The 12183-nt window shown below is 49.2% G+C and carries 11 protein-coding genes; 7 read left to right on the top strand and 4 right to left on the bottom strand.

Translation table 11 applies throughout. The annotated features are described in order from the left end of the window. The 4 genes from OIR97_RS12290 to OIR97_RS12275 are packed head-to-tail and all read left to right on the top strand — an operon-like array spanning position 1 to position 5248. The gene (locus OIR97_RS12290; protein ID WP_169546002.1) at positions 1-870 is read left to right on the top strand and encodes a UPF0280 family protein; all 870 of its coding nucleotides are present in this window, start codon (positions 1-3) and stop codon (positions 868-870) included. Next, entirely contained in the window at positions 867-1454 is a 588-nt protein-coding gene (locus OIR97_RS12285) for an amino acid synthesis family protein (protein WP_169546001.1), read from the top strand. Before OIR97_RS12290 ends, OIR97_RS12285 begins: the two co-directional genes overlap by 4 nt. Before the next feature lie 31 nt (positions 1455-1485). Beyond that, on the top strand, positions 1486-3519 hold the full coding sequence (locus OIR97_RS12280) for a hydantoinase/oxoprolinase family protein (RefSeq protein WP_169546000.1): 2034 nt from the start codon (positions 1486-1488) through the stop codon (positions 3517-3519). Between the two features lies 1 nt (position 3520). Beyond that, a complete protein-coding gene (locus tag OIR97_RS12275; RefSeq protein ID WP_169545999.1) occupies positions 3521-5248 on the top strand; it encodes a hydantoinase B/oxoprolinase family protein in 1728 nt (575 codons plus the stop codon). Here the strand turns inward: OIR97_RS12275 and OIR97_RS12270 are convergent. The 4 genes from OIR97_RS12270 to OIR97_RS12255 are packed head-to-tail and all read right to left on the bottom strand — an operon-like array spanning position 5238 to position 8501. Further along, positions 5238-6209 carry a branched-chain amino acid ABC transporter permease gene (locus OIR97_RS12270; RefSeq protein ID WP_169545998.1) on the bottom strand — a complete coding sequence of 324 codons (972 nt, stop codon included), beginning with the start codon at positions 6207-6209 and terminating at the stop codon, positions 5238-5240. The two genes, OIR97_RS12275 and OIR97_RS12270, sit on opposite strands and share 11 nt — an antisense overlap. Beyond that, positions 6206-7057, bottom strand: a complete 852-nt coding sequence (locus OIR97_RS12265) for a branched-chain amino acid ABC transporter permease (protein WP_169545997.1) — start codon at positions 7055-7057, stop codon at positions 6206-6208. Before OIR97_RS12265 ends, OIR97_RS12270 begins: the two co-directional genes overlap by 4 nt. Positions 7058-7066: 9 nt before the next feature. Beyond that, entirely contained in the window at positions 7067-7768 is a 702-nt protein-coding gene (locus OIR97_RS12260) for an ABC transporter ATP-binding protein (protein ID WP_169545996.1), read from the bottom strand. Next, positions 7761-8501, bottom strand: a complete 741-nt coding sequence (locus tag OIR97_RS12255) for an ATP-binding cassette domain-containing protein (RefSeq protein WP_169545995.1) — start codon at positions 8499-8501, stop codon at positions 7761-7763. The genes OIR97_RS12260 and OIR97_RS12255 overlap by 8 nt, the downstream gene beginning before the upstream one ends. Before the next feature lie 252 nt (positions 8502-8753). Between OIR97_RS12255 and OIR97_RS12250 the strand changes: the two genes are divergently transcribed. The 3 genes from OIR97_RS12250 to phnA all read left to right on the top strand — a co-directional run bounded on the left by OIR97_RS12250 (position 8754) and on the right by phnA (position 12173). After that, entirely contained in the window at positions 8754-9923 is a 1170-nt protein-coding gene (locus tag OIR97_RS12250; RefSeq protein WP_169545994.1) for a substrate-binding protein, read from the top strand. Positions 9924-10028: 105 nt separating this feature from the next. Then, positions 10029-10757, top strand: a complete 729-nt coding sequence (locus OIR97_RS12245; protein WP_169545993.1) for an isochorismatase family protein — start codon at positions 10029-10031, stop codon at positions 10755-10757. A 177-nt stretch (positions 10758-10934) separates the two neighbouring features. Next, positions 10935-12173 (top strand): phosphonoacetate hydrolase, encoded by a 1239-nt coding sequence (phnA, locus tag OIR97_RS12240; protein WP_169545992.1) that lies wholly within the window; start codon positions 10935-10937, stop codon positions 12171-12173. Positions 12174-12183 lie beyond the last annotated feature (10 nt).

The following is a 12183-nucleotide window of genomic DNA, read 5'->3' as shown; positions in this document are numbered from 1 at the left end:
ATGACCGGTCAGGCGACAGTCAGGCTAATGGTAGACGGGCGAAGATTGCATCTTCAGCACGGCCCAATTGACATTGTCGCAGAAGCCTTTGGCAAACGGGAGGAAATTGAGGCAGCCTATAAACAGGGAGCGGTCGCCTTTTCGAGTATTCTTTCGACACTTGTTGAGGATTTAAGTGTTCTGAAACGGCCCGTTTCAGGACAGATTGCGCCCGCAATGAACGGTCTTTCTCAAACTTTATGGATTGCCGCCCGTCAATTTTCAGATGATTACTTTGTTACCGCAATGGCGGCGGTTGCCGGAGCCGTTGCTGATCACGTTAAAACGGCCATGCTCAAGGGGCGCCGACTGGAAAAACTGTATGTGAATAACGGTGGTGATATCGCTTTGTTTTTGGGGAGGGGCTCTGTTTTTACAAGCGGGATTGTCAATAATCAGGATGCCCCCTCGATTGATGCGAAAATTACCATCTCGGCTCAGGACGGGATTGGCGGCGTAGCAACTTCAGGCTGGCGAGGTCGATCATTGTCTCCGGGGATCGCTGATGCTGTGACAGTGTTGGCAAATTGTGCGGCGACAGCGGATGTGGCGGCCACGGTCATTGCGGGTCATGTTTTTGTAAAAAGCCCTGCTGTTATGCAAAAGCCCGCTTTTGACGTTCGAGACGATACGGATCTTGGCGATATGATGGTGACAACCGACGTTGGACCGCTGACGGAAGTGGAAAAGAAAAATGCGCTTGCCCAAGGGATGCGCGTTGCAAAAAATATGAGGGAGGCTGGGCTCATTCAGTCTGCTTATTTTGCGTTGCAAGGGCAGAGCTGTAGCCTGTTATCAGATGAAAAAATTCAAGTAAGGAAAATAGCATGACAGATCTTGTTAAAGTGCGGAAAATTTCCACACAAATCGAAGAAGTCTACCATGAAGGCGGGCCGGTTCTTGAGGACCCCATTTTGCGAGGATCCATCATTGCGGTTGTTGATAACCCTTACGCGGGCAAATATGTTGAGGATATCACTCCCTTCATGGAAGCGCTGAAACCATTGGGACTTAAGGTTGCGAAGCAGCTGATAAACGCGCTGGGCGGTGATCCGGAGAAAATCTGTAGTTACGGCAAAGGTGCTATTGTTGGTGAAGACGGCGAAATGGAACATGGTGCCTGCTGGCATGTCGCCGGCGGTTACGCCATGCGTGAAGCCCTTGGTCAGGCATATGCCATTGTTCCATCATCCAAAAAGGTCGCAGGTGTGGGCGCACGGATGGAAATACCCATCACCCATAAAGATGCTTCCTACGTTCGCAGCCATTTCGATGCAATGGAAGTTGGCCTTCCCGATAGTCCACGGCGCGGAGAAATTGTTTTTGCCCTGGTCATGACAACAGGCGGCCGTCCACATGCACGGTTAGGCGGTTTGACGGTTGATGACATCTCCGCCAATGACGGCCTTCGATAATTAATAAAAATCAACGATAACGGATTTTCATATGACAGGCAGAGTAATTGGGGTGGATGTTGGTGGTACCTTCACTGACTTGATTTCCGTAGATACGGAAACACGGGAAGTTTCCGTCACAAAGGTGCCAACCACACTGGATAATCAGGCATTTGGTGTCATTAACGCCATTGAAAATGTTGGTACAAAGCTTTCCGAAGTCTTTGCAATCAATCATGGGACAACGACAACAACCAATGCTTTGTTGGAGCGGAAGATCGCCAAGGTTGGCCTGATCACCACCAAAGGCTTTCGCGATGTTTTGGAACTGGGACGTCGAACCCGTCCGCAGCCTTATGGGCTCAAGGGACAGTTTAAACCCTTGATTTCCCGCGAATACCGTCTTGAGGTTCCTGAGCGGATTGACGCGGATGGTCAGGTTGTTATTCCGCTCGATGAAGCGGCCTTGCGTACGGCGATCCAGCAATTGATTGATCAGGATGTGGAAAGCCTTGTTCTTCACTTTCTACATTCCTATAAAAACCGATCGCATGAAGCGCGGGCGTTGGAAATTGCCCGTGAGATGTGGCCTAATCGGTTTGTGACGGCGGGTCATGAGATATTATCCGAATATCGAGAATATGAACGCGGTACGACCGCGGCGATCAATGGGGCAATCCGTCCGGTTCTGGATCGGTATATCAATCGTCTTCAGGATGAATTGACCAATCAGGGCTTTGCCCATGATCTGCTTGTCATGCAAGGGAACGGGGGAAGTGTTTCTTCGCGGATTGTGGCTGAGAGCGCTGTCAATACGGTGATGTCCGGTCCGGCCTCCGGTGTTATGGCTGCCGCGGCAACCTGCCGGGCAGCGGGTATTGATAAAGTGATCACCTATGATATGGGCGGGACCAGTTCTGATGTTGGTCTGGTTCAGGATGGGGTGCCGCAAGTGACGGCTGAGCTTGATCTGGAATATGGTATGCCGATCCACGTACCCATGGTGGATGTTCATACGATCGGTGCTGGCGGTGGTTCGATTGCGTTTGTCAATGCGGCAGGAATGCTTCAGGTAGGCCCGGAAAGCGCAGGCGCAACACCCGGCCCGATCTGTTACGGTCGAGGCGGGCGACGCCCCACCATCACAGATGCAAATCTGGTTCTTGGGCGTCTGGACGCAGAGAAACTCCTGTCAGTTGATAGTCCGGTTTCTCTTCAGGAAGTTAAAGATCTTTTTGTCAGTGAAATTGGTGTGCATTTCAATATGAATGCGGAAGAGGTGGCCACGGCCATTCTTCAAGTCGCCAATAACAAAATGGCAGGCGCTATTCGCATGGTCAGTCTATCGCGGGGGCATGATCCACGTGACTTTGCCTTGTTTGCATTTGGTGGTGCGGGACCATTGCATGGTGTTGCCCTTGCAAAAGAGCTTTCTATTCCGCGGGTGGTCATGCCCGCCCGGCCAGGCATCACGAATGCACTGGGGTGTGTCGTGTCTGACTTGCGTCATGATTTTGTAAACACTGTGAATACGCCGCTTGCATCTCTTGATATAGATCAGGTGCAGGAAATCATCCGTCAGCAAATTGAAGACGGTAAAAAAATGATAGAGCGGGACCGCGTTAAAACCGAGGAATTGGTGTTTCTTTTTACCGCCGATATGCAATTCCAAGGACAGAGCCATATGCTCAGTGTCGAAATCAGCGGGCCTGATGTGACTCTCGAAGAGCTCCAAAAGCGCTTTGATGAAGTATACTGGGCGCGCTTTGCGGTGGAGTTACCGGAGATCAAGGCCGTCCTGGTGAATTTACATACGGCGGTTATTGGTCGTCGGGAAAGCCTTGACCTTGCTGTCTTGATCGGTCGCAATCAAAAGAAAACCCTGGAGGAGGCTGAAAGAACACGGCGTCCTGTGATGTTTGACGGCACGTTGTTCGACACACCGGTTTATCAAAGGGATGCATTGCCAAGCCGGCTTGACTTTGCGGGACCCGCAATCATTGAGCAATTGGATACCACAATTATTGTGGAGCCCGGTTGCAAGGTAACGGCAGATCCTATCGGCAACCTGATTGTGGAGGTGTAAGATGAAAGAACTTGATCCAATTACGCTGGCCGTGATTCAAAACGGCCTTATTCAGGTTTGCAACGAAATGGATCTGGCATTTGTCAGGTCGGCTTTCAGTCCGGTGATTTCAGAAGCACTCGACCGTTCAGACGGGATTTATGCTGCGGATACGGGGGAGTTGATTGCCCAGGGTGAGTTGGGCCTTCCCATCTTTGTCGGGACAATGCAGTTTTCGACGCAAGCAGTGATTGAGCGCGCGAAAGATGTAAAGCCTGGGGACATTTTTATTGTAAATGATCCCTATTTGGGCGGCACGCATCTTATGGATGTTAAATTTGTTCGGCCCTTCTTCTATAAAGGAAAACTGTGGTCCTGGCTGGCAAATACAGGGCACTGGCCTGATCTGGGGGGCTCAGTTCCAGGAGGCTTTTCGGCAAATGCCACTGAGGTTGAACAGGAAGGCTTGCGTCTGCCGCCCGTTAAACTGTTTAAAGAAGGTGTGCTGGATGAGGAAATTCTGTCGATTATTCTGTCGAATATTCGAATAGCAGATCAAAGAATTGGTGATATCAAGGCACAGGCCGCGGCTCTATCAATTGGAGAGCAGCGCCTTACAGATCTGCTGGATCGTTATGGCGAAGATGTTGTCAGCCAGTCAATCAAGGAACTGAAGGCGCGTGCATCAGAACAGATGCGCTCGAAAATCGCGGATATTCCAGATGGCGACTATCATGGGGTCGCTTATGTGGATTCTGATGGTGTTGTGGATGAGCCCCTGAAAATTGACATGAAGGTTACATCCAAAGGGGGCGAGCTTCATTTTGATATGTCCGGGTCCAGTGACCCTTGCATGGGTCCGATGAATTCAGTTATTGCGACAACAAAGTCTTCTATCTATTTGGCAATAAAGCATATTTTTCCAGAAGTTCCGATTAATGCAGGTACCTTTGAGCCGTTAAAAATAACGGATCCGGAGGGAACATTCCTCTATGCGAAATATCCAAGACCGGTTTCCGGCTGTGCGGCTGAAGTAAGCCAGCGTATTGCCGAAGCTGTATTTAACGCGCTTGTTGATGTTATGCCGGAACTATTATTTGCCGCGCCAGCGGGCACATCAGGCAATCTGGCTGTTGGCGGTTATGATCCTGAACGGGATAAAGCCTATGTCATGTACGTCATTTCAGGAGGCGGTTATGGTGGCTATCAGGGCGGTGACGGTCTATCGAATGGCTGCTCGACCATTGGGATCTCTAAGACGACTCCTATTGAAGTCATGGAACAATATTACCCTGTTTTGTTCGAAGAATATTCCCTTCATGAAGGGTCTGGCGGGGCTGGTGAATATCGTGGCGGTTTCGGCGTAAATTATAAAATCAGATTACGCCGGGGGCAGGCACGGGCTTCCATGGTAATGGATCACGGGCGATACGGGCCGCTGGGTGCGTTAGGCGGCAAAGATGGTGGCTTGAACACCGTTTTGGTTCATGCGGATGGAAAGGATTACATTCCCCCGCATTTATCAAAAGATCAGGATATTCAAATTGAAGTCGGGGATAGTATTTCTGTTTCCACGCCGGGCGGCGGTGGCTTCGGTTCGGCGTTCAAGCGAGACCCTGATCAGGTCGCCGAGGATGTCATGCGCGGATATTATTCAGCAGGACAGGCAGAAGAACGATTTGGCGTTCTCCTGGATGAAACCGGGCAGGTTCTGCGGTCTGAAACCGAAAAACGAAGGGCTAAAGCTTAAGCCCTGTTCTTTTCGCCAAGAGTGCCAAAGGGGTTGCAATTAGCCCTTTTGGCAGTAAAACCACACTGATCATAAACGCGCTGCCTAACAATAGGATCCAGAAATCACCAAAAATTTCGGATAGCCAGTTTTCAGCAAATCTGGTCAGAACGGCCCCTAAAAAAGCGGCCATCAACATCTCTTTGCCACCAAGAGCCACCCATATCAGGATTTCTGTTGAAAGGGTGAACCCGATAAGTGTTGGCGAGGCAAACCCATCCACGGTCACAAATAAAGCACCCGCAAGACCAGCCATGGCTGCACTGATGGCGAAGACTGTCAGTTTGATTTGTAAAACACTAAAACCAAAGAATGAAAGGCGATTTTCGTGGGTTTTTAGCGCTGTGAGTAATATCCCGAAAGATGATTTTGTCAGCAGGGAAACAGCGATGAAGACACTGAACACGATTGTCAGGAGCGTGTAGAAAATCGGTACCGTGTCCCAAAGTTCATAGTCAAACCAGAAAAGCCCGATATTGAGCGGGGGAATATCCAGCAATCCGTTATATCCGCCCAAATCATACCAATTACTCATCAATCGTTCGAGAACGATGGCAATCGCCAAGGTGACGATTGCCAAATAAGGACCGCTGATCCCTTTTCCGGCAAATAGAAAATAACCAAGAATAATGGCAAAAAGCGCAGATGAAAAAACTGCGGTAAACAATCCCAGATAACTGTTGATAAGGAGCGGCGAGATCATCCCCTTGGTCATGACCGCCATAACATACCCGCCGATGCCAAAGAAAATAGCCTGCCCAAAGCATAGGATGCCCCCAAAACCCCACACGAGGGATAAGGATAACGCCAGCAACCCGTAGATCAGGTAATAGCTCAATTGCGAAACCCAGTAACTTCCCAGAAAAAATGGGGCGATAGCGAATAATGCGCCAAGGATCAGTATGGGTAGGAGATGTCTCATTTCTTTCCTCCCAAAATCCCCTCGGGGCGAAGGCGAATAACAAGGATTGCCAGCAAAAACACGGCTATTTGAGCGGCAACCGGAGAAATCCAAACAGTAAGCAGGCTGTTTGTTCCGCCAACCGCAGCCCCCCCGACCAGCACGCCAGCCAACGGCCCGGCGCCGCCAACCAATATGGAGAGGAAGCCAGGGATCAGGTAGCCCAATCCCATTTGAGGATCCACGCTGATGGTCGGGGCTATCAGCGCACCGGCCAGTCCGGCCAAGGCCGTCCCGATAATAAAGCTCCAGCGATAGAGATAACGGGTGTTGATGCCCAGAGTGGCCGCCGTATCCGGCCGCGAGATAACCGCGCGGGCTTTTAGTCCGAAATCAGTTTTCAGAAAAACCCAGAAAGTGCCGCCGATCAGTAATAGCGAGGCTAACATCACGAGTAAGCGGTAGGCCGGATACGAGAATTCCCCGATCGTCAGTGTTTCATTTATAGGACTGGCGATACTTTGGGATTCTGGACCGAAGATCAGGACGATGGCCTGTTTAAGGGCGATTGATAACCCCCAGGTCGCAAGAATTGTATCGAGCGGGCGAAGGTATATGTGCCGGATAAGGAGGGTTTCAATAACCAGTCCAAGAAGTCCGACAACCAACGGCGCAGCAATTAGCCCAACAAAAAAAGGCAGGCCCACTGATTGGCAAACCACCATGACATAGGCACCGATCATAAAAAGCTCGCCATGCGCCATATTGATGACGCCCATCATGCCAAACACAATCATCAGGCCCAAGGCGATCAAGACGAGGATCAGGATATAGGATGCGGCATCGATTAGCGATAGAAATATGTCCATAATGCCTTCCTATATCGATAGGTAACGCTGTAAAAGCGCATCATTTTCTTCAAGGTCATGGATGTCCACCTGTTCCATTAACTTTCCGTTTTCAATAAAGGCAACGGTATTTGCCATTGTTTTCACCATGTCGACATTTTGTTCGACCAAAAGGACTGTCAGGCCTGTTGTCGAGGCAATTTCAGACAACTTTACGCCAATTTCATGGACTATGCTGGGCTGTATTCCTTCGGTAGGCTCATCCAGCAGCAGTAGTTTGGGCCGTGTGACGAGGGCTCGCGCAATTGCCAGAATCTGTTGCTGACCGCCGGAAAATGTTCCCGCCCTTTGATCTCTTCTTTCCTCAAGAATAGGAAACCAATTGTAAATCTGCGGTAGGATTTCCAGGTTCTTCAGGGATGAGCCAAGGGCAGCCAGACGTAAATTTTCATAGACGGTAAATTGCTCAAAAACCTCACGGCCTTGTGGGACATAGCCTATACCAGACTGTGAAATTTTGTAGGTTTCCAATTTTTGGATGGGGACATCCTGCAGGCAGATCTGCCCGCTACTGGCTCTGATCAGGCCCATGATGGTTTTGAGCAGAGTGGTTTTCCCCATGCCATTCCGTCCCATTAGGGCAGTGATTTTTCCTTCCGGAATAAAACAGGAAAATTCCTGCAATACCAGAGCTTCGCCATACCCAGAATTAAGGCCCTTTATTTCAAGCATGAGAGGTCTCAGCGCTTCCAAAATATAATTCCTGTACTTCTGGGTCGTTTCTGATGCTTTTGAAATTGCCGGATTTTAAAATCGCGCCGCGGGCCATTACACTGACCGGGCAATCCAGTTGTTCAATAAACCCGATATCATGTTCGATCACCAGTAACGTCACATTCTCTTTCATATTGATTTCCCGGATAAGCAGGGCTGTTGCCGCTGTTTCATTGGCCGTCATACCGGCGGTTGGCTCGTCGAGGAGGATGAGTGAGGGGGATTGTCCTAGGATCATCCCGATTTCAAGCCACTGTTTTTCACCATGGGAGAGAGCTTCTGCGGTGCTGTCTGATTTGTCCGTCAGTTTAATGGTCTTCAGGATTTGATTGATCCGGTTCAGGTCGGCGGTTTTATGGCCAAATAACCGGCGGTGCCTTAAGAAGGGGACGGTCAGGTTTTCACGAACCGTCAGTTCGGAGAAAATGGCGGGGACTTGAAATTTGCGACCAACGCCGTGCCGTGCAATTTGCTGCGGGGCACCGCCTGTAATGTCGCGACCATCAAAAAGAATTTTCCCGGCGTCTGGTTTGATCGCCCCTGTAATGAGATTGAATAATGTGGATTTGCCGCATCCGTTTGGTCCGACTAACGCCGTCAGGCTTCCTTTTTCCAAAGACAGGGAGACATTGTCTGCGGCTTTTAAACCGCCGAATCTTTTCTGGAGGGAAGTTATTTCAAGAAAAGCCATAAGGTTTGTTCATTTTCGTAAGTATACAGATGGTCTTTGGTTTAAATTCATCAGCAAACCTATGAAACTATCGTAGGTATACATAAGAATATGCCTGAATTTTGATCATATAATCACTTTTTTGCGCATTTTGATTTTGTTCTCTTGTGATGTTCCGGTTTTTCTACATAAAGGGTGACAGAAGTTGCTGGTGATGTCCTATTTTTTATGAGAAGATATCATTTGTAAACGAATAATTTTAGGGGGTAATCAATGATAAAGATTTCGCGTAGAAGTTTTGTAGCCTCAGCCGGCGCCGTTGCGGCGACAGCAGGATTTGGGATGCCAGCGATTGCCGCTGGAAAAACAATCAAAATTGGGGCTGTTCAACCATTTTCAGGGGGGTTGGAGCTGTTTGGTAAACAAGCGCAGATGGGGTTGGATCTCGCTGCTTCTGAAATAAACGCCGCAGGCGGTATTATGGGGCACAAGGTGGAAGTGCTTTACGAAGACAATAAAACCGACCCTAAAACCTCTGTCGAACGGGCAAGGAAAGTCATTCAACGGGATGAAGTCATGGCAGTTTCGGGTCCGATTACATCGGCTGCCCGCGATGCGATGGCAGGCACTATGAAACGACTGAAAACCCCTCTTTTATATGCGACCAACTACGAAGGGGGGATTTGTGACCGGTATCTTTTCTCGTTTAACACCGTTCCTAATCAGGATACAGCACCGCTCATTCCCTTTTTGAAAGAAGAAGGGGTTGGAAATAGTTATTACATGTTCGGCGCTGATTATGTGTGGCCCCGTAATATGTTTAAAGCGGCTGGCGCGATGATCAAAACAGTTGGCGGCGAGACAGTTGGCGAAGAGTATACACCTTTTGGCGTGAAAGATTTTTCTTCAGTCATTCGTAAAATCGCGGATTCCGGCGCTAAGATTTTGTTGTTTGCCCTGCCCGGTGCGGACGGTATTACCTTCATCAAACAAGCCGAAGAGTTTGGGCTGACAAAAAAGGTAACGATCGCTTTTCTGGGATTTGCGGAAACCTATCTTGGGGCTTTTGGACCCGGAAAAGGGGAGGGCATGTATGCTGGATTGCCGATGGTTGCAAATTCAGATGAAGCCGGCGTTCAGGAATTTGTCTCCAAAATTCGTAAAAAAGAAGGCGATGACGCTGTTGTTTCGTTTTATGTAATGACCCATTATAACTCGTTGATGGCTGTGAAAGCAGGCATCGAAAAAGCGGGCAAGGTGGATAAAGAAGCCATGATCGATGGCATGGGCGGTCTGTCATTTGATATCCCAACCGGTAAGGCCATGATTACTGAGAATGACCATCATGTCGCCATGAATATGTATATCGGCAAGACCGGGAACGGTACCCTGAACGTTGAGAAAAAACTGGGTGTTATTGCCCCTGAAGGGCAATGCGGATAACACGATCCTGTTCTGCAGGAAAGGGATTGGTTCGCCTCGAATTAGTCCCTTTTCTGTATAATCTGCACTGCAGGGTCGCCAGAAATTGATGGGCGGAGGAGTAGAATGAAACAACAGGACATCACAAATGCATTGGCCGATCAGATGCCATTGGAAATTGGCCAGCTTGATCTTGAACAAGATTGCGAGCGGGTGGGATTGATTATTGTTGATGAAGTGAACGGATTTGCGTCTGTCGGTGCGGGTAACCTGGCACCGCCTGTGCCGAACGAACAAGTATCCGTTATGGTCTCGGAGACGGACCGGTTGGCCAAGTTGTTTACAGGGCAAGGATGGCCCATGCTTGCGTTTCTTGATACTCACGAGCCGGGAAAACCTGAGCCGCCTTACCCGCCGCATTGTGAACAGGGAACGGGTGAGGAGGAACTTGTACCAGAGCTTAAATGGCTTGAAACGGACCCGAATACTCTATTAGTCCGCAAAGATTGCATTAACGGTTTTATCGGCGCATTCGATAGGTCCGGGAAAAATGCCGTTGTTGACTGGGTCAGGCAGCATAATCTTACAGATATTCTGGTTGTGGGGATTTGTACAGATATCTGCGTTATGGATTTTGTGTTGACCAGTCTGAGCGCGCGCAATCACGATATGATGCCAGGCCTTAAGGAAATCCACGTTTATGATAAAGGCTGTTCGACCTACGATTTGCCAAAAGACGTTGCGATCGGGGCGGGGCTTCCAGAGGTGGCGGCGCACCCACAGGATATTACGCATTATATGGGGCTTTATTTTATGGCTTCTCGCGGGGCCAATTTGGTGGGAGCAGTCCGATAGAGGGTGTTTTTATTATATAAGTTGAAATGATCAAAATGATTATAAATATCGATTTGATTTATTTTCCTTTCCTTCCCATACTCCTCACAATTCTGAAATACAGAACCAGTAAGATTGTTTGTTTTTAAAGTGCAGAACAATCAATTCAAGCAGTGATGAACAGTGAAGGACCCCTCCATGTCAAATGCCCCGGTTTCCGTAAATGATCGGACCTATGCCTGGCCTGAAAAACCCGTTGTCGTCGTGTGTATCGACGGAAGTGAGCCTGCTTATATCGAACAGGCTATAAAAGATGGTGTCATGCCTTATATGGAAAAGGCGTTAGCTTCCGGTGCAGATTTGCGGGCTGATTGTGTCGTGCCGAGCTTTACTAACCCAAATAATCTGTCCATTGTTACCGGCCAGCCGCCAAAGGTTCACGGCATTTGCGGGAACTATTTCTACGACGTGGAAGCTGACGCAGAAGTCATGATGAATGACCCCAAATTCCTGCGGGTGCCGACAATTTTTAAAGCATTTTTTGATAAGGGTGCAAAAATAGCAGTGGTAACCGCTAAGGATAAGCTGCGGACTTTGCTGGGGAACGGGTTGGACGTGACATCTGGCCGGGCCATCTGTTTTTCCTCAGAAAAATCAGCTGAGGCGACCTTAGCTGAAAATGGCATCGATAATGCTGCTGAGTGGATTGGCCGGGACGTACCCTCTGTTTATTCCGCCGAACTGAGCGAGTTTATCTTTGCTTGTGGTGTTAAGCTGATGGACGAATATGCACCTGATTTGATGTATCTATCAACCACAGATTATATTCAGCATAAACATGCACCAGGGACGCCTGTAGCGAACGAATTCTACGCCATGCTTGACAAATATATGGCAGAGTTGGATGCCCGCGGTGCGGTGATTGCCCTCACGGCGGATCATGGTATGAAATCCAAGCATACAGACGCGGGTGAACCGGATGTCATTTTCCTTCAGGACGTTCTGGACGAATGGTTAGGGGAAGGGGCTGCACGGGTTATCCTGCCGATTACGGACCCTTATGTTGTTCACCACGGTGCACTTGGCTCGTTTGCGACAGCCTATTTGCCAGAAGAAAATCGGGACGAGATCATTGCCCGTCTGAAAGGCCTGGACGGGATTATGGAAAGCCTCTCGCGTGAAGAAGGGTGCGCCAGGTTCGAACTGCGAGAAGACAGAACCGGGGACGTTATCCTTGTGTCTACAGCCCATAAAGTATTGGGGACCAGCGCGAGCCGCCACGATCTAAGTGCCTTGAAAGAGCCGCTTCGCTCGCATGGTGGTATTTCAGAACAGCGCGTGCCGTTGTTGTGTAACAAGCCTGTTGTCGGACTGGAAGAAGGGCGCGCTCTTCGGAATTTCGATATCTTTGATTTGGCGCTGAATTACGCTCAATAAAAAAGGGGGC

Origin of the sequence: Sneathiella aquimaris (assembly GCF_026409565.1) — a bacterium.
Lineage (GTDB): Bacteria > Pseudomonadota > Alphaproteobacteria > Sneathiellales > Sneathiellaceae > Sneathiella > Sneathiella aquimaris.
The sequence above is the reverse complement of the archived record's forward strand: the minus strand, read 5'-3'. Positions and strand labels throughout refer to the sequence as shown.